Source organism: Priestia sp. YIM B13490, assembly GCF_042787735.1.
Lineage (GTDB): Bacteria > Bacillota > Bacilli > Bacillales > Bacillaceae_H > Priestia > Priestia megaterium.
The window spans coordinates 265,515-281,575 of the sequence record NZ_JBHZOT010000001.1 but is presented as its reverse complement, the minus strand read 5'-3'; the positions used below and the strand labels follow the sequence as shown (position 1 = coordinate 281,575).

Here is a 16,061-nt window from a genome sequence, read left to right as displayed (position 1 = left end):
ATGGTTATTCAATACACAGACGAATATTTTAATTAAAAAATTGTTTAAATGTTCGTTTTTATGATTGAAACCTGCTGAATCTTTTGTTAATTTCTATCTCAATACAAAAAAAGTGTCTCAAAACCGAAACTTCGAGACACTTTTTATACTTACTGAAAACCTATATTTATCTTTCCACCTTCACTTCACGTTAATTGGCAGCGGTGCATGAGGAGCTACAAGCTTCTGTTCACGCATTTCTTCCCAGAAGGCTGCCGGAATTACTGTGTTTAATGCTGCTTTATCTTCAGCAATACGCTCAGGACGACTAGCACCAGGAATAACAGCGGCAACCGCTGGATTAGCCAGTGAAAATTGGACAGCAGCAGCCTTAATGCTGATCTGATGACGATCTGCAATAGCTTTGATTTTTTCTACTTTTGCCATAATGTCTGAAGATGCTTTTTGATATTCAAAGTGCGTACCTCCAGCAAGAACGCCTGAGCTGTATGGTCCGCCGACAACAATGTCCATATTATGCTTTACGGCTTCGGGCATTACTCGCTGCAGCGCACGCTCATGATCTAATAACGTGTAACGGCCAGCTAGCAACGAGACATCCGGCTTTGCTTCTTCCAGCTCCAGCATAATTTCAATTGGCTCTACTCGGTTTACTCCAAGTCCCCATCCTTTAATAACTCCTTCTTCACGCAAACGTGTAAGCACACGAAATGCGCCCGTTCGAGCAGACTCAAATTGTCCTACCCACTCATCTCCATAAAAATCTTGCGCAACATCATGAATATACACAAAGTCTAAGCGATCTGTTTTTAAACGATTTAAGCTTTGCTCGATCGAACGAAGAGTGGCATCTGCGCTGTAGTCATTGATAATTTTATTTTTACGGCCAAATTCAAAAAGCCCGCCTTTTTCTCCCATATCACGTGAAGATGTGTCTTCTAGTTCATCTGAAATAACGCGACCTACTTTCGTACTTAGCACATACTCATCGCGATTTCTTTTTGATAGTGCTTCACCAAGGCGTATCTCGGCTAAGCCAGCTCCGTAAAGAGGAGCTGCATCAAAGTAACGGATGCCGCTTTCCCAAGCTGCATCGACCGTCGCAATGGCCTCTTCTTCTGGAATATTACGATACATATTGCCCAGAGGTGCCGTTCCAAAACCTAGTTTTCCTTGCAGTATCTCTCTCATATTCATAAAACCTCCTGAAATTTTTATAATTCTATTTTAGAAATTGATCAGTATGAAGGTAAACTCAACGACTGATCTATTCATTAAATGTCATATTATCTCCTGACAAAATTTATTATGAAGCATATACACAATAAAAAAAAGTACGCACTTCAAAGTAATATGGGAACTAAAAAGTAACCTACTAAGGAGTAAATGAGCTTTTCAGACTCTCCTTTTATTTATGTACTTTCTACTTCTTACTCATGCAAACAAACATTTTGCATACAATAAGCAGAAAGCTACTTTATAAATGAGGTGAGATTCTTGAGAGATGAATACTTCAAAAAAATTGAAGATAAGCTCGATAAGCTTGATGAAATGGACGATTCCACAATGAAAGAAGAACAAAAAGATGAATATTTTCAAAGTCTGCTAGATGATATGGATGATTTGTTGAAAGACATGCGCCAGCGAGAAAAAGACTCGAATCATCTCGTCAGCGAACATATGAAGACGGTTAATGACATATTTGATAACGCAATCAAAAATTTAAAAAAAGACCGAAGCTAGCGTTATAGCACTTCTACTCCATTTTAATATACTGATTTTTCTGTTTTTTAAGTATAAAAATATAGTATTTCACATGTAAAAATGGTATTTTCAGTATACGCAAAAAGTAGGAGTGAAAAACGGAATGGAAAACAGTCATTTTAAAGAACAAGTAAAAACGAAGCAAGAGCTTCGCCATATAGTCGGCGCGCCTAACAAATTGGCGCATCAAAAAATAATTTCTTATTTAGATCGACACTGCCGGGAATTTATTAAACATTCCCCTTTTGTTATCATCGCTACAGCTGATTATAAAGGAATTTGCGACAGTTCTCCGCGGGGGGATCACCCTGGTTTTGTACAAGTCGTCGATGAGAAAAGGCTATTGATTCCAGAGAGGCGCGGCAATCAAAAAGTAGATTCATTGGAAAATATTTTATCTAATCCTCAAATAGGGCTGCTTTTTTTGATTCCAGGCATAGAAGAAACACTGCGGATTAACGGCAAAGCTTGCATTGTAAAAGAAAAAGCGCTGCTTGAAACAATGACGGTTCACAATAAAACTCCGCTGCTCGCTATCGGCGTCGAAGTACAAGAATGCTTTCTCCACTGCAGCAAAGCATTCAAGCGATCAAAGCTGTGGAATCCAGCATCTTGGGAAAGAGTCGAAACGCTTCCTTCCGCAGCTAAAATAGTCGCAGAACACGCAGGCTTTTCCACCCTAGAAAGCCGCAACAATCCCGAAGAAAGCAAAACTCAGCACCTCTATGAAAAAAAGCCGCTATAATGCGGCTTTTGTCATTTCACCATCAGAAACAGTATACTTCCGGCAATGATCAGAATTGGTAACAAAGCAAGAAGCACCCCTTTTTTCGAACTTCCTATGTATTCATGATCACCATAGGCGCGGCCTGCTCTAAAATCTGCTTTCACCTGAGATTCTTCTTTTTTATGTTCTTTTTTCATCCTCTTTGCCTCCTAGCGGCATTTGAGCGTCAATTTGCTTAATATGATGCTTTAAATGAGCAATATAATCTTTAGCCAACCACTGCAGCGAAACGGGATTTCCATCTTTTAATTCGAATTGATACATATGCTTTTCTGTTGGTATATGCAAAAGAATGGAAGCAATTTGCTTATTTAAACTGCGCCATAGGGCAACTATTTCTTCCATGGGCATATCTTGATAGTGCTGCAGTTCTACCCATTCATCTTGTTTGTAAGGCGTCAGGACCAAAGGTGTTTTTTCATGCTGCACGTTGATAAAACGCTGCAAATTGTGAAGGGCTGAGTCACACAAGTGCCCCACAATTTCTTTCGGGGACCACTTCTTAGGAGCAGGACGGTTTGACGCCGCTGCTTCAGAGAATACTTCAAGCTTTTTAGGAAACTTTATCATCCATTCATTTAACTCAATAACCGTCGATTTCACATTCATTTCCCCTTTAAACATGTTTTTTAAAAAACCTTCCCCATATAATATTCATCGACTGATTTTCCATCTACAACGAGCGAACATATTTTTTTTCCTTCTATTTTAAAACCCATCTTTTTATACAGCGAAATGGCCGTTTCATTGTGGGTCATAACGGTTAGCTCTACTCGTTTGATGCCGATACGCGCCGCCCAGTTCTCCATTTCTTCAAACAATGAAGTACCAATGCCCTGGTTTCCATAGGAACGCAGTACGCCAACAGCTAAGTATGCGCTGTGTTTTTTTCGATTAACGCTTCCGCCAATCACAGATAAATGTCCGACAAGCTGTCCGTCTTGTTCCGCCACTAAAATGGTCGAGTTCGGCATCTTTAAAAAAGTTGTAATCATTTTTTTCTGCTGTTCGAGTGTAATCGCACGCTCATTTTCCTCGTACAGCATATATGCTGTTTCTCGATCAAGCTCTTTATTTAACGCTAAAAAAGCGGCTGCATCGGAAGCTAAAATTTCTCGAATCACGTTTACCCCTGCTTTCGTGAATAGTAGTTAACTAGAAAAAAACGCTAAAAAACGGATGATATCCTTACACACGTGCTGAACGTTTTCCAAGAAACGCCGTGAAGATAAAACATACACTAAAAGCGACGGCTGAAACGAAAAAGCCAAGCATCCACCCTAAAGCTCGCATAAACGTATCTTCATTGGGATACAGGGGCTTAACGCTTACCCACTGGATCACCATAATTAATGCCAATATTAAATAAAAGCTGCTTCCCGTTAAAGCCATTTTAAGACGGTTTTTAAATGATCCTGTCCACGCTGTACTAAAGGCGCTCCACGTGAAAATACTTACAATCGTCGCTAAAAACATAAGAACAAGATGCAAATAAGGGATATTAGTAAAGATAGGAAGGAAGAGTAAACATATCGTAGTCCCAAAATATAAAGCATTAATGCCAAACAAATAGCCTCCGCTTAGCCAATGGTTTTGAAACCACTTTTTCTTGCTGAGACGTTCTACCATTCCGCTGGGCACCCACAGCGTACGCGAAAAAATAATCATCGCCAGCACAAGTACAGTGCCGGCTAAAAAGAATATGAACACCTTTTTATCAGCCTTTCTATCCAAAATAAATATGGTTAATTATACTATTAATAACAAAATTAAACTATTGTTTTCTTTACTAATAAAGAGACTTAGACATAACAAAATTACTCCAACCTAAAGACGAACAAATGGGATAAATAAGCTGGACTGCTGGTTACACCGCTGTTAATTTCCATGCAAGGCTTCGATTTCCGCGGGCGGCAGGAGTCTTCGCCTTGTCCTCCAATCAACAGCTAGAAACTACTATATACATGACACCTACGTTCACCATACTAATAAAAAAACCGAACGAAGTTGATTCTGCATTAAGAATCTCAATTCATCATTCGGATCTTCTTTCAACGAAAATACTTTTGTCACAGCTTTTTTTTACGCCTATTTACATTCTTCCTCCGGTAAACGGATTGATTTCCCCTGTTAAATCACGTCCTGCTTTCTTTTCTTCGTGTGCGATGCGCTTGCCAATCGCAATTTTATTCCAAATTAGTGGTACCCAAATACACGCTCCGAACAAAATCATCCAAAAAAGTTCTCCCATTTTTTCCACCCTTTCATTTTCTGCTTTTATTTTGAAGACAATAAGAAACGCGTATACGCTTTTTACTCTTTGTTTGAATCACTCATATCATATGAAAAGAAATAAACTAGGAGTGATAAAGCCATTCCGTACACGGTCCAAGCCGCTAGTAAAATGGCGTACTGATGATTGATAAAAAAGACTCCGCTTGAAATCAGCAGCAGGATAAAACTAATCCATTTTACTTTTTTCATTACTCTATCCCCTTTACTTAACCTTTTACAGTAAGTTTCTTATTGTCTACTTGTTATTACGGACAAACTGTATAAAAGTTCCATATTTTTCAAAAAACGAAAAAGAATTTGATAAAACGTTCAACTATCGATTATCATATACCTTAAAGTAAGCTTTACGATTCATAAGTGGGAGTGAACAATCTTGTCTTATAGCATGAAAGAAATGAATGAAAAAACCGGGCTTTCCGCACCGACTTTACGCTACTATGAAAAAGAAGGGATCCTTCCTTTTGTAGAGCGTGATGAACATGGAAAACGCCTCTATAATGATACGAATATTGAATGGATCCGTTTTATCTTAGCTCTGCGCTCAACGGGCATGCCTCTTGCAGAAATCAAGCGCTATGTAGAGCTCTATGAACAAGGCGAAAGCACAATTAAAGAACGAAAAAACATGATGCTTCAGCACAAAGAAGCGGTCGAAGAAGAAATGGCCAAAACTTTTAAATACCTTGAACAAATCAACTATAAGCTTGCTTTGTACGACTCACTAGAAGCAAAATTAACGCAAAAAGAAATTAAAATTTAAACATAAAAGTCCGCAGGTGCACCTGCGGACTTTTTATTAATACAGTGAATTCACGGTATTCAACAGCTCTTCTGACCATGTCCAATCGCTGATTTCAACAGCATCTGTTACGTGATGCAATTTACTAGCTCCGATAATGCTTGATGTTACAGCGGGCTGATTCAATACCCATGAAAGAGCAAACTGAGACAAGCTTACTTCATTTTTTTCTGCTAACTTGCGATACTGCTCCACCAGCTGAAAGTTTTGGTCTGTAAAGTAGTTTCGCAGCAGCTTTTCACCATGCGCAGCGCGACTTTCTGGCGGCACGTCATTTGGTGTTTTATATTTGCCTGAAAGCATGCCGCGCGCTAACGGACTGTATACCATGACGCCTACACCTTCAGATTGACTAAACGGCAGCAGCTCTTGTTCAATTTCACGAGAGAGAAGATTATACTGAGGCTGAACGGAAATAAATTTTTCAAGATTCATTTTGTCACTAATATGATGAGACTTTGCGATTTGCCACGCGGCATAATTGGAGCAGCCAATATAACGAACTTTGCCTTGACGAACTAAATCATCTAGCGTGCGAAGCGTTTCTTCCATAGGTGTATTCGGATCAAAAAGATGAACTTGATAAAGATCAATGTAGTCTGTCTGCAGTCGTCGCAGCTGATTATCCACTTCTCTCATAATATGTGTGCGTGAAAGGCCTTTATCATTTTGGCCTTTTCCTACGGCAATGCCGACTTTTGTTGCGAGCACAACATCATCTCGTTTTCCTTTCAACGCGCGCCCAATAATTTCTTCAGATTCCCCTGTGCCATATCTAAACTCTTCATCCTGCCCTTTTCCGTAATAGTTGGCTGTGTCAATGAAGTTAATTCCGTTTTCAATGGCGCTATGTAAAATAGCTGCCGACGCTTTTTCGTCAATCCATCGTCCAAACGCCATGGTACCTAGACATAAATTTGATACTTCCAGACCTGTTGTTCCAAGCTTTCGATATTGCATCGATACCCTCTCCTTTGTATGGCTGTCTTTACTCTCTCTTATCATACACCTTAACCTCCACTTTAAGACAAGCCTTAAGCGTGCGTGCATATACAAAAAACGGCTAGGAACAGGCAGTGCTTCTAGCAGTTTCTGGGTTCATTTTACACTTATTTTTTTGCAATTCGCTTCTTCAGCAGACATAATATGGTAAGATAAATCATAGCTTATTCGTTATCGAAACTACATTAAGCTGCCGCTGTTAAAATAACGGCAATCCCATTAAAACAAGCATGAATGATCATACTTGGAAGCAGCGACTTTGTTTTTTCGTACACCCATGCAAACACGAGACCTGATAAAAAGTTAACGGGCAAGGTATTGTACGTTGGAATATGCACCAGCATAAAGATAAACGAACTTCCCACTAATCCAACGACAATCCCTCCTTTACGTTTCAGCCACGTATAAAAAAATCCTCGGTAGATAATCTCTTCATAAAAAGGTGAGATCACAGCGGCTGAAACAAAAGCAAGTATAAATGAAAACAGCGACAGGTCTTGCTGTAAACTGGCTGTTTTTTTATTTTCATACGTCATACCAAACCATTCCATTAGCACAACAATTGCCACACTTCCTAAGATCAGCACAAAAAGCCAAAAAAGAATGCGCGGCCAGTGCCGTTTTGAAAACCATTGAAAACCAATTTTTCTATCACCAGCCTGAACCATCAGCCCATACAGAGCTGATAAAAACACAGCTGCCATAACAAACCCAGTAGCTGTTCCAGCATAAAGGTCATTTTTAAACAGGGAATGTAAAGCATCCTGCAATATGCCTTCAATTAAGATAGGCACCCCAATAAACGTGACGACCAGCATAATTACGAATGATTTTATTGTCCATAATCCTTGATTTTTTTGTTTCAATTTACTTCGCCTCCCTTTTACATATATTCAGTATAAAAGGTGACGTAACGTTACCTGCAAGCATTTTTTTGGAGGGATTAAAAATGATTTATTTTTCTACTGGGCAAGCCGCTAAAAAATTAGGCCTCACGGTGCGTACACTTCGTTACTACGATCAAATTGGCTTGCTTCATCCATCGTCAAAATCAGAAAATGGAAAACGCTCCTACTCAGAAACGGATGTATTCACACTAGAGAAAATTACTTTGTTAAAAAACTTAGCCGTTCCTTTGCGAGATATTGAACTTATTCTTCATCAAGTGAGTATTGATGAACTTCTAGCGATTCACCAGCAAAAACTTCAGCAAAAAACTTCAGAAATTCAACGAGCTTTAGAACATACTCATACTCTTCGCAACAGTATAAAAATAGAAGGTGAATTAAACTGGAAGCAGCTCCTTCCTTTAGTTCAAAATCAGTCTACTACTAAAAGCAGCTGGACTGATCTGCTTTCGGTTTCAATAGAAGAAAGTGAGATTCTGCAGCATGATTTGCCTAAAATGGAGAATGCGAGTGCCGATAAATGGATTAACATGATAAAACGAGTTCAGCTTTGCTTAAAGCATCAGCGTGCACCTCAATCCGAAGATGGACAGCTGATTGCAGCAGATATTCTGCTTTTATCAGCTGAACTATTTGGGCAGCATACCGCTTTAGAAGAAACTTTTTGGGATGTTCGCAAATCTCCTGAGGCATCAAGTTCACTTAATCTCTACCCTATCGACAGCGAAGTCCTTCAATTTATTGAAGATGCGATTATTTTTTACGAACAACACATAAAGGAATGAAGGTATTGAAAAGAGAAAAGCTGTTTGCTAATTCTTCTTATAAAAAATTATTTATTTCAAGCACTGCGGCAAGCTTCGGAGATTTATTTGATATGTTTGCGGTGATGACGCTTTTTACATACGTGTGGCACGCAAATTCCCTCTGGATTACGCTTATTCCTGTCGCGTACGCTTTACCTAGCATCCTGCTAAGTCAAGCAGCAGGAAATTTAGCGGACCGCTATGATAAAGTACAGCTGATGTTTCTGTCTGAACTAGTCCGTCTTCTGTTCACATGTCTGTTATTTTTCACAAATGAACCGCTTTTGGCACTTGGGGTGCTGACGCTGCGCTCTATGAGTTCTGTTATGAAAGTGCCCGCACAGCTGGCTTGCGTTCGAGAAGTGGTCAAAGAAGATCAGCTGCTGCAGGCCTCTACTTTACAAAACATTATGTTTCAAATTGCCAAAGTTGTGGGGCCGTTTCTCGGAGCCGCCGCGCTGACGATTGCAACGCCAAAAGCATGCATTTTAGTTAATGCCGCAGCTTGTATGATTTCTATTGGCGTACTGTTTTCACTTAAAAAAGCAGGTAAAAACATTCAAGGGAAAGCTGCTCGTTCTTCCCATCAAGCGAAAGAAATGTACTCAAACGGCTGGAAAATCGTTTTTCAGCACTCACTCCTTTTACGCGTCGTTATTTTGTTTCACCTTTCGTATTTTGTAGTGATGCTTGTTGACGCTCAAATTAGCATCTTTCTACGAGATGTGCTGCCTCACCATCCGGAAATGCTCGGCTGGCTGCTTTCTGGAATCGGACTGGGGGCGCTAGCAACAGGAGTGTATCTTAATAGAAAAAAACAAGTTCACCATCCATTTAGACTGTTATCACTTGGACTGCTTCTATTTGGAGGGGCTTTATTTTTCATTAGCTGCTTTAATCCAGCCGTTATGTCACGCTATTTCATTTTGATTGCTGCACCTATTGGAGGAGCTGGAGTTGGGCTTAATTTACTGCTGTTTAACTATATCGTTCAAACACACAGCGACAAGGAACACCTCGGAAAAGTGTACGGATTCATCAACACCTTAACGAGTGCCGTTTTACTTACTGCTCCTCTTCTTGGAGGCATGGTCGTAAAACTTGCAGGTGCTCAGACGACTTTTTTAACGGCGGCAATCATCATCGTAAGCATTGGATTTGTGAGTATGCTGATGCCTCTGCGTGATAAACGGGAAAGAAACGTTCAGATTGACGCATAAAAAACAGCTTGAGGTTATACCTCAAGCTGTTTTTATAGACTCCTATTCATCAACCAGCGGCTACATAAATCAAAGCAGCTAATATGTTCGGTACTGCAATAGCTCCAAATCGTTTTGCATCTTCAACTCGGCTCACCTTGCGCGTCTTTTTGACTGAAAAGAATGTGCCTGTACTTCCTAGCACGATACTGTCAATAAGGTATGCCAAAGCTAAAACCACTGATACTGCTCCCATTGTGCCTGACACAAAATAGAGATAGCTCCACTTTTCTGTAAAAGCAGCAAGGGCAAGAACAATCCCGACCTTCACGATACCTGCTATAAATCCTTTTTTAATCATTGCATCCCTCTTCCATTCCTACCCCTTAAATTTTACCATATACTTCTTTTTTGTAAGATATCTTACATTTTATTCTACTATACTCATACCTTATGGTAAAATTAGTAAGAGAGGTGGTACATATGAAAAAACGTCAAGGAATCACGCTGCTTTTATTTATACTCGGAGCAGCCTCTATTTCTTTTGGGATGGCTTTAAAAAATATCTTTCCTTATTCCCCTGCAGCCGGGTGGATTTTAGGAACACTGCTTTTGTTAGGAAACTCGTTTTATACGAGAAGATACTTACATAGAAGGTCAATTAAGAAGTAAATATCCGCCCTGAGCCGTATATACAAACCTTCATTCGGTTATGGTAAAATAGATAAGCAAAAACTGGATGTAAGGAGATTTTGAGTTTGAAAACAGGATTAATATCTGGCATTATATCTTTAATTATTGTGATTATCATTTCTATTACAGCAGGCAACTGGCAGTATATTTACTATATTTCAGGCCCTCTTGGCATATTACTTACGGCAATTGCACTTGTAACCTTACTGGACGCATTTCGATTTGAAACGAGAGGACCTTACTTTACCCCGGTCCGGCAGCGAGAGGATACCGAATGGATGAAACGTTTTATTATTGCAGCTGTCCCTCATTTAGTTGCTTCATGTATTTGTATCTTATTTTTATAAAAACCAAAAAGCCAATGAATGATCTTCATTGGCTTTTCTTATTTATTATGTTAAATACCGCGCGACATACCGTAATAATCAATACGGTACTCCACAGCTCCTTCTGCAAATACATTTACAGCTGATTTGGAATCTTTTTTCGGGAATACCCGGGAAGTGAAGACAATTTTGCCGCCGTTTATATAAATTTCGACGACGCTTTTGTCGACAAATACGCGAACATCGACTTCATTTGACGCTGTCCATTTTTCAGAGCGAACCACACCGTATTCCGTTGCATATTGATGGTGGAATGAAGAACGGTCGAGTCGCACTTCTTGCTTTTCTGTATCAAACACGAGGCGAAGCTCTTCTTCTTTACTATTAAATAGCTCTAAACCAAACTGTTTGGCCCCTATCTCGCGGAACGTCATATTGATTTCATATGCATTGTTTGTTGCTTCATCAATGATCACTTCTTCATTTTTTAGCGTTCCTCTAAAATGAACTGCTTGATCTCGAAGCTTATGTAACTCTTCTACAGGCTTTTGAACAAGTTCATTTCCTTCAAGCGAAAGCTCACGAGGAAGCGTTAAGGCATGGGCCCATCCGTATTCGTCTGACGGATAGTCAACGTCCGGATTTCCAATCCATGCAAATAGCAAGCGACGTCCGCTTTCATCTTGGAACGTTTGCGGTGCATAAAAGTCAAACCCTTTATCAATTTCACGGTAATACTCCATTTCAAACGTTAAACTTTCCACATCAAATGTTCCCACCGCGTAAATTACATTGTAAATATTATGAAAATCGTGGCCATCTGCTTTGATTCCTTGCGGCGAAAAGACAAACACATCTTTTCCGTCCAGTTTAAAGTAATCCGGGCACTCCCACATATAGCCAAAGTCAGGAAGCGATGTTTTAACTTCGCCTTTAAATGACCACTGAAGCGCATCGCTTGATTCATACACAATTAACGCGCCCGTTTCGTTTTCACGCTGAGCGCCTAGCAGCATATAATATGTATCATTTTCTTTCCATACTTTCGGATCACGCACATGTCCTGTATACCCATCAGGAACGCCTTGTACCGCTGGATTATGCGTGTATTTTTCCACACTTCCATCCCTGTTTAGCATCGCGATACATTGATTAGCTGAACGTGAGCCGTCTTCGTATTTTACATTCCCCGTATAAAACAGCAGCCCTTGACCATCTTTTTCAATCGCGCCGCCTGAGTATGCGCCGTGCGATTCATATTCTTCCGTTGGCGTTAACGCAACCGGAAGGCGTTCCCACGTTACTAAATCCGTAGATTTCACATGAGCCCAGTGCTTCATTCCATGCATCGCACCGTACGGATACCACTGATAAAACACATGATATTCACCGTTTAATTGAATCAATCCGTTTGGATCATTCATCAGCCCGTACTGTGGATGAATATGATAAATCGGCTGCCAGGTGTCTTTGATTGCTTTGTCTTTTAATGCTTCTAACTCTCCAGATTTTGCTTCTAAAATCGTTCTGTACTTCGATTCAGCCATTTCTTCAATCCCTCCAGCATCTAAAAAAAGAGAACGTATTCTCCTTGCCCTCTATGATATAAAATTTTAAGTGAAAATGCTACCAAAGAACGAATGTTGTCGTTTTCTTGTGTCGGATTTTATAGATAAGTTTTTTTCTGTTTTTATAGCAGAAAAGAAGGTTTTTCTGTCAGGTGGTTGAATACTATATACAATCAAATTTCACCAGCCTGTACGAGCGTCCGACGGCACTTGCACATTTTTTTAGCGAATCATTTGCGTTTTACAGGAAGTATTCAACAAAATGGTAAACCCTTCATATTACATATTATAAAAGGAGGAAATGTCATGACAAAAGAAAACGTAAAAGAAACAGTGGGTAAAGAAACAAAAGGTGGAAGCAAAGAGTTATTAGTCGGCACGTTAGTAGGCAGCGTAGTCGGTGTCACAACAGCTTTACTAGTAGCGCCAAAGTCTGGAAAAGAGCTGCGTGCTTCTATTCAAGACGGAGCGAATCAAGCACTTGCTAAAACAGGTCAAGTGAAAGAAACGGTATATGCAAAAGGCCAAGACCTCAAACAGCGCACGGCCCGCCTTTCACAAAAAGTCTCCGAACAATCTTCGCAAGTTGTCAACAAAGTGAAATCTCTGCGCACTGCTAAAGAACAGCCGCTTGCAGAAACGGCTGCAGCAGAAGAGCTTGAAACGACAGAAATCGTTCAAGATCCTGTTCTTGAAGCTGAAGCGGTGCAAGAAGAATTAAATACAATTACGCAAGAAGTAAGTGATTTAGAACAAGCTGTCGATGAAACAAGACGTTAATAACAAGCTGTAGAGATATCTCTACAGCTTTTATGTATATTCGCTATCCTTCCTTCCACCCTTCAAAAAAATAGCCTCCGTACGGACACGGCTCTGATTCCGGCAGTTCTTCATAACGCTGTCCGCTGTAATACTTCGCCAGCACAATCTTAGGCTTAAAAGCCGCTACTCCTTCACTGTCTTCTTTCCCCGTTCCGCTTTCTCTCATCAAACAAAAAATATCCATTCCCGCAAACTCTCCGTACCCTTGATAGCACGACTCATAATAAACTTTACCAGGTATCACCAAATAGCACTCCCGCTGCCACGACGGCTGTTTACTGTAGACACTCGCAATACTTATTCCACTCACTGCACACTTCCAGCTGCAAATTCCAACCATACAACGCCTCCAACGACTTGATAGTCTATTCATCTACAACTTTTGATGAAATCAAACATCCGTTGACATTTACAGAATTTTATCCTCCACCAAAAACCTATACTACCAGATATCCTGTCCCCTTGACTTCACCCCAAAAGTGCTACATCGATAGAAATAAAAAAGGTCTGATAAATCGACCATTTCTGGTGATTATCAGACCTCAAGTTTTTCTGCATTTGAGCGGCTTATTTGCTGTTCAAGCGATTTAGCTAGCAGTACGATTTCATGATCTACATATTTTGTTTTGATTTCTTCGATTTCCATTAATGTTTTAGAAAAGCTTTCTGCATTATTTCCCTGTCTGTGCTGCACATCTTTAAAGAAATCAAGCAGTGCCTCGTTAGACTGCGTTGGACGGCTAAAATCAATCGTGTACATTTTGTACCCCAGTGTTAAATTTGTTGTAGTTGTCATAATTATTTCCCCCATTCTTCCTATAGTGATATATCTTCTACTCTTTACCCTTTAATTCCTTCTTTTTAACCTAAATTAATTATTTTTTTCAAAAAAACTTCCCATTATAAGAAAAAACACCCTTATAACAAGGATGTTAGAGTATTCTTCCCTTCGGTACAATTCCAGATGCAAAGTCATCTTTGAACTTAAAGCTAGCAGAATTGTTTTCCGTTAGAAAATGTATTTCCCATTTAAAGACCGGATATTCGGGCTTGTACATTTCGACTTTCTGATCGGGATTTTCTTCTAATCTTGCAATTACTCGTTTGAATCCTTCATATGCAATCCACCAATCGCTTCCGGTTTCATCGGTAATAAAACAAATAGAGCCGTCAATTAAATGAAGGTTTTGCTTGATATCATCAGCATTTGTAAAATACGCATTTCCAAACGTTTGAAGACAATGATCGCAATAACCTGCTTTGCCTCCATCTTTATAAATCCAGTGCGCAATTGGCTCACTGCAGTCTTTACACGTATTCGTCACTTCTTGGAGAAATGTTTTTCCGCTCCACTGTTCCTTTTCATCTTCAAAAACGGTCCATACTAAATAACTTTCCGTTTGCTCTGAAATAAAAAGGCGAAACGGCTCGTCTCGATGCCAAAAGTGGATATTTTGTTCATCTGATTCTTCAAAGTCAATGACAAAATTATCTCGTTCTAATATATGTCGAATAACGTTGGTTAAAAAGGTAACATCCATATAAGGACCTCCCGTACTAAGCGTGACTTCTAGTAAAAATAGCGTTTATGAGTTAAAACATATCATGCGTGCTGAAATAACGTCAACGATTACCTCTTGCTTTCTCCGAAAACTGGAAAAGAAATGGTCAAACGCGTTATAATGGTAGTCATGTTGAAACGGAAAGGAGATTTTATGAAGTTTACCGTTCAATCAACTGCACTTTTTCTTCTCTTTTTTATTTGTTTAAGCGGCTGTTCTGATAACGCCGAGCAGTCAAAAAAGCCGGCCGGCTATTTAGTTCAAGGGCGCATTTTAGAAGTGAAACAGGATGAAATTCTTATTGCAAACGTCATTCCGCGAGATACTGCGCTTGACTATACAACAAAAGAAATACTTGGTTCTAGCGATGTACAGCCTATTTATGTAAAAGTTTCGGATGATCAAACATACAAAAAAGGACAGCTCGTTAAAGCATGGCTCAAGAAAGACAAAAGCGTTCAGTATTCCGTTCCGGCAAAAGGCGAAGCTGTTGAAGTCAACATTTTAAAACAGCCGTAGAAAAGCTCCTGTTACGGGAGCTTTCTTCGTGTCAGCTGCCGTCCGGTCCGATTCATTTTATGCTGTTCAAAATCCCACTTTTCTAAAAAGCGCTTTGCTGATATATAACCAGATTCATATAAAAATTCGATTTCTTCTTCCTTTAAGGCAAAATCCGTTGCCGTAATCACCCCCGTTGGAATTTGCACCGTTCGTTCTCTTGTCTCCGCGTTCAAATACCGCAAATCATGAGCTTGCAGCATCGTGGTAAACATACTTTTAAATAGATGCACTGGCGTCGGAATAATAGCGGCTGTATCAATTTCTTCTTTTACAAATCGAAAGCCAAACGTCGGGAAACGCGGATGCTCCGTATCAAACAGCCAAATCGGAAAATTGCTTAAAAGCGCCCCATCGACAATGTATGACCTCTTGAACCCTTTGGATTTCCAGATGACGGGACGAAAGAAAAAAGGAATGGACGCACTCATCATCACAGCTTGTGAAATCTTCATGTCGCTTGGCTGCATTCCATATCGTGGCAAGTCGTCAGGCAGCACAAGCATCTGTCCGTTCGAAATGTCTGAGGCAATAATTTTCAGCTTATCTGCCGGCAAATCCGCAAACGTTTCGATTCCTTTTTCACGCAGCAGACCATACACCCATTTTTCTAAATAATCATTTTTATAAAAGCCTAAATGAACCATCAGTTCAATCAAGTTTCCAATCAGAGGAATTCGATTAATGATCGTTTTCCCGCGAAACTTAGCATAGTCCATGTTTTGAAGCTCTCTGCGAATTTCACCGCTTTTATAGCCGCTCGCTAAAAGTGCCGCAATTAACGCTCCCGCTGACGTACCTGCTAGACGCTGCCATTCTACATTGCTTTCTTCCATCGCTTCAATCGCACCCGTGAATGCAATTCCTCGAACGCCTCCCCCTTCAAATACAGCATCTGCTTTCACATTTTTCCCTCCAATACAACTCTCTACTTTTTATATACCCTTTTTTTATATTCAGGGTTTCATTACT

Annotated in this window: 24 protein-coding genes; 9 read left to right on the top strand and 15 right to left on the bottom strand. The window is 39.9% G+C overall.

Annotated features, from left to right (window positions below):
• Positions 1-180 precede the first annotated feature (180 nt).
• Positions 181-1,191 carry an aldo/keto reductase gene (locus tag ACFX4R_RS01455; protein ID WP_043978513.1) on the bottom strand — a complete coding sequence of 337 codons (1,011 nt, stop codon included), beginning with the start codon at positions 1,189-1,191 and terminating at the stop codon, positions 181-183.
• A gap of 306 nt (positions 1,192-1,497) precedes the next feature.
• Here ACFX4R_RS01455 and ACFX4R_RS01450 point away from each other — a divergent pair, with 306 nt between their 5' ends.
• Together ACFX4R_RS01450 and ACFX4R_RS01445 are read left to right on the top strand one after the other, a co-directional pair.
• Positions 1,498-1,743 (top strand): hypothetical protein, encoded by a 246-nt coding sequence (locus tag ACFX4R_RS01450; RefSeq protein ID WP_013058531.1) that lies wholly within the window; start codon positions 1,498-1,500, stop codon positions 1,741-1,743.
• A gap of 124 nt (positions 1,744-1,867) precedes the next feature.
• Positions 1,868-2,509, top strand: coding sequence for an MSMEG_1061 family FMN-dependent PPOX-type flavoprotein (locus ACFX4R_RS01445; RefSeq protein ID WP_377568383.1), 642 nt, complete (start codon positions 1,868-1,870; stop codon positions 2,507-2,509).
• 11 nt (positions 2,510-2,520) lie between these two features.
• Here ACFX4R_RS01445 and ACFX4R_RS01440 read toward each other — a convergent pair whose 3' ends face one another.
• From ACFX4R_RS01440 to ACFX4R_RS01415, 6 genes are all read right to left on the bottom strand, one after another.
• Positions 2,521-2,688 (bottom strand): hypothetical protein, encoded by a 168-nt coding sequence (locus ACFX4R_RS01440; protein WP_176521208.1) that lies wholly within the window; start codon positions 2,686-2,688, stop codon positions 2,521-2,523.
• Positions 2,672-3,160: a DinB family protein gene (locus ACFX4R_RS01435; RefSeq protein ID WP_377569057.1), complete on the bottom strand. Its 489-nt coding sequence runs from the start codon at positions 3,158-3,160 to the stop codon at positions 2,672-2,674. Before ACFX4R_RS01435 ends, ACFX4R_RS01440 begins: the two co-directional genes overlap by 17 nt.
• Before the next feature lie 20 nt (positions 3,161-3,180).
• A complete protein-coding gene (locus ACFX4R_RS01430) occupies positions 3,181-3,675 on the bottom strand; it encodes a GNAT family N-acetyltransferase (RefSeq protein ID WP_016765155.1) in 495 nt (164 codons plus the stop codon).
• 64 nt (positions 3,676-3,739) lie between these two features.
• Positions 3,740-4,261, bottom strand: coding sequence for a hypothetical protein (locus tag ACFX4R_RS01425; RefSeq protein WP_043978504.1), 522 nt, complete (start codon positions 4,259-4,261; stop codon positions 3,740-3,742).
• Between the two features lie 382 nt (positions 4,262-4,643).
• Complete coding sequence (locus tag ACFX4R_RS01420) at positions 4,644-4,802, bottom strand: hypothetical protein (protein WP_162213596.1); 159 nt, start codon at positions 4,800-4,802, stop codon at positions 4,644-4,646.
• Between the two features lie 62 nt (positions 4,803-4,864).
• Positions 4,865-5,035, bottom strand: coding sequence for a hypothetical protein (locus ACFX4R_RS01415; protein WP_176528171.1), 171 nt, complete (start codon positions 5,033-5,035; stop codon positions 4,865-4,867).
• Between the two features lie 184 nt (positions 5,036-5,219).
• On the opposite strand from ACFX4R_RS01415, the gene ACFX4R_RS01410 reads away from it, so the two are divergent.
• Positions 5,220-5,606, top strand: coding sequence for a MerR family transcriptional regulator (locus ACFX4R_RS01410; RefSeq protein WP_043978502.1), 387 nt, complete (start codon positions 5,220-5,222; stop codon positions 5,604-5,606).
• A 36-nt stretch (positions 5,607-5,642) separates the two neighbouring features.
• Here the strand turns inward: ACFX4R_RS01410 and ACFX4R_RS01405 are convergent, their stop codons facing one another.
• Both ACFX4R_RS01405 and ACFX4R_RS01400 read right to left on the bottom strand, forming a co-directional pair.
• A complete protein-coding gene (locus ACFX4R_RS01405) occupies positions 5,643-6,605 on the bottom strand; it encodes an aldo/keto reductase (RefSeq protein ID WP_043978500.1) in 963 nt (320 codons plus the stop codon).
• A gap of 227 nt (positions 6,606-6,832) precedes the next feature.
• Positions 6,833-7,513: a CPBP family intramembrane glutamic endopeptidase gene (locus ACFX4R_RS01400; protein ID WP_043978498.1), complete on the bottom strand. Its 681-nt coding sequence runs from the start codon at positions 7,511-7,513 to the stop codon at positions 6,833-6,835.
• Positions 7,514-7,596: 83 nt separating this feature from the next.
• Between ACFX4R_RS01400 and ACFX4R_RS01395 the strand changes: the two genes are divergently transcribed.
• Together ACFX4R_RS01395 and ACFX4R_RS01390 are read left to right on the top strand one after the other, a co-directional pair.
• Entirely contained in the window at positions 7,597-8,340 is a 744-nt protein-coding gene (locus ACFX4R_RS01395) for a MerR family transcriptional regulator (RefSeq protein WP_377568379.1), read from the top strand.
• Complete coding sequence (locus tag ACFX4R_RS01390) at positions 8,337-9,581, top strand: MFS transporter (RefSeq protein WP_377568376.1); 1,245 nt, start codon at positions 8,337-8,339, stop codon at positions 9,579-9,581. Before ACFX4R_RS01395 ends, ACFX4R_RS01390 begins: the two co-directional genes overlap by 4 nt.
• 49 nt (positions 9,582-9,630) lie before the next feature.
• On the opposite strand, the gene ACFX4R_RS01385 is transcribed toward ACFX4R_RS01390, so the two are convergent.
• The gene (locus ACFX4R_RS01385; RefSeq protein ID WP_323617904.1) at positions 9,631-9,921 is read right to left on the bottom strand and encodes a P-loop NTPase family protein; all 291 of its coding nucleotides are present in this window, start codon (positions 9,919-9,921) and stop codon (positions 9,631-9,633) included.
• A 122-nt stretch (positions 9,922-10,043) separates the two neighbouring features.
• Here ACFX4R_RS01385 and ACFX4R_RS01380 point away from each other — a divergent pair, with 122 nt between their 5' ends.
• Positions 10,044-10,232: a hypothetical protein gene (locus ACFX4R_RS01380; RefSeq protein ID WP_013058545.1), complete on the top strand. Its 189-nt coding sequence runs from the start codon at positions 10,044-10,046 to the stop codon at positions 10,230-10,232.
• Between the two features lie 86 nt (positions 10,233-10,318).
• Positions 10,319-10,600, top strand: coding sequence for a hypothetical protein (locus ACFX4R_RS01375; RefSeq protein WP_013058546.1), 282 nt, complete (start codon positions 10,319-10,321; stop codon positions 10,598-10,600).
• 50 nt (positions 10,601-10,650) lie between these two features.
• Here ACFX4R_RS01375 and ACFX4R_RS01370 read toward each other — a convergent pair whose 3' ends face one another.
• The gene (locus tag ACFX4R_RS01370; RefSeq protein ID WP_043978491.1) at positions 10,651-12,126 is read right to left on the bottom strand and encodes a glycoside hydrolase family 32 protein; all 1,476 of its coding nucleotides are present in this window, start codon (positions 12,124-12,126) and stop codon (positions 10,651-10,653) included.
• A 327-nt stretch (positions 12,127-12,453) separates the two neighbouring features.
• Here ACFX4R_RS01370 and ACFX4R_RS01365 point away from each other — a divergent pair, with 327 nt between their 5' ends.
• Positions 12,454-12,927: a YtxH domain-containing protein gene (locus ACFX4R_RS01365; protein WP_377568373.1), complete on the top strand. Its 474-nt coding sequence runs from the start codon at positions 12,454-12,456 to the stop codon at positions 12,925-12,927.
• Between the two features lie 43 nt (positions 12,928-12,970).
• On the opposite strand, the gene ACFX4R_RS01360 is transcribed toward ACFX4R_RS01365, so the two are convergent.
• From ACFX4R_RS01360 to ACFX4R_RS01350, 3 genes are all read right to left on the bottom strand, one after another.
• Complete coding sequence (locus ACFX4R_RS01360) at positions 12,971-13,309, bottom strand: hypothetical protein (RefSeq protein ID WP_162214834.1); 339 nt, start codon at positions 13,307-13,309, stop codon at positions 12,971-12,973.
• Positions 13,310-13,504: 195 nt separating this feature from the next.
• Entirely contained in the window at positions 13,505-13,765 is a 261-nt protein-coding gene (locus ACFX4R_RS01355) for a hypothetical protein (RefSeq protein WP_016765166.1), read from the bottom strand.
• A gap of 136 nt (positions 13,766-13,901) precedes the next feature.
• Complete coding sequence (locus ACFX4R_RS01350; RefSeq protein ID WP_013084537.1) at positions 13,902-14,510, bottom strand: hypothetical protein; 609 nt, start codon at positions 14,508-14,510, stop codon at positions 13,902-13,904.
• 174 nt (positions 14,511-14,684) lie between these two features.
• Here ACFX4R_RS01350 and ACFX4R_RS01345 point away from each other — a divergent pair, with 174 nt between their 5' ends.
• Positions 14,685-15,050, top strand: a complete 366-nt coding sequence (locus ACFX4R_RS01345) for a DUF3221 domain-containing protein (RefSeq protein ID WP_016765167.1) — start codon at positions 14,685-14,687, stop codon at positions 15,048-15,050.
• Positions 15,051-15,061: 11 nt separating this feature from the next.
• Here the strand turns inward: ACFX4R_RS01345 and ACFX4R_RS01340 are convergent, their stop codons facing one another.
• Positions 15,062-15,994, bottom strand: coding sequence for a patatin-like phospholipase family protein (locus ACFX4R_RS01340; protein WP_043978484.1), 933 nt, complete (start codon positions 15,992-15,994; stop codon positions 15,062-15,064).
• Positions 15,995-16,061: the final 67 nt, after the last annotated feature.

Coding starts and splice junctions, on each gene's coding strand:
- ACFX4R_RS01455 (WP_043978513.1), bottom strand. CDS start 1,191: ATGAGAGAGATACTGCAAGGAAAACTAGGTTTTGGAACGGCACCTCTG.
- ACFX4R_RS01445 (WP_377568383.1), top strand. CDS start 1,868: ATGGAAAACAGTCATTTTAAAGAACAAGTAAAAACGAAGCAAGAGCTT.
- ACFX4R_RS01440 (WP_176521208.1), bottom strand. CDS start 2,688: ATGAAAAAAGAACATAAAAAAGAAGAATCTCAGGTGAAAGCAGATTTT.
- ACFX4R_RS01435 (WP_377569057.1), bottom strand. CDS start 3,160: ATGAATGTGAAATCGACGGTTATTGAGTTAAATGAATGGATGATAAAG.
- ACFX4R_RS01420 (WP_162213596.1), bottom strand. CDS start 4,802: ATGGGAGAACTTTTTTGGATGATTTTGTTCGGAGCGTGTATTTGGGTA.
- ACFX4R_RS01415 (WP_176528171.1), bottom strand. CDS start 5,035: ATGAAAAAAGTAAAATGGATTAGTTTTATCCTGCTGCTGATTTCAAGC.
- ACFX4R_RS01405 (WP_043978500.1), bottom strand. CDS start 6,605: ATGCAATATCGAAAGCTTGGAACAACAGGTCTGGAAGTATCAAATTTA.
- ACFX4R_RS01395 (WP_377568379.1), top strand. CDS start 7,597: ATGATTTATTTTTCTACTGGGCAAGCCGCTAAAAAATTAGGCCTCACG.
- ACFX4R_RS01390 (WP_377568376.1), top strand. CDS start 8,337: ATGAAGGTATTGAAAAGAGAAAAGCTGTTTGCTAATTCTTCTTATAAA.
- ACFX4R_RS01385 (WP_323617904.1), bottom strand. CDS start 9,921: ATGATTAAAAAAGGATTTATAGCAGGTATCGTGAAGGTCGGGATTGTT.
- ACFX4R_RS01380 (WP_013058545.1), top strand. CDS start 10,044: ATGAAAAAACGTCAAGGAATCACGCTGCTTTTATTTATACTCGGAGCA.
- ACFX4R_RS01370 (WP_043978491.1), bottom strand. CDS start 12,126: ATGGCTGAATCGAAGTACAGAACGATTTTAGAAGCAAAATCTGGAGAG.
- ACFX4R_RS01365 (WP_377568373.1), top strand. CDS start 12,454: ATGACAAAAGAAAACGTAAAAGAAACAGTGGGTAAAGAAACAAAAGGT.
- ACFX4R_RS01360 (WP_162214834.1), bottom strand. CDS start 13,309: ATGGTTGGAATTTGCAGCTGGAAGTGTGCAGTGAGTGGAATAAGTATT.
- ACFX4R_RS01355 (WP_016765166.1), bottom strand. CDS start 13,765: ATGACAACTACAACAAATTTAACACTGGGGTACAAAATGTACACGATT.
- ACFX4R_RS01350 (WP_013084537.1), bottom strand. CDS start 14,510: ATGGATGTTACCTTTTTAACCAACGTTATTCGACATATATTAGAACGA.
- ACFX4R_RS01345 (WP_016765167.1), top strand. CDS start 14,685: ATGAAGTTTACCGTTCAATCAACTGCACTTTTTCTTCTCTTTTTTATT.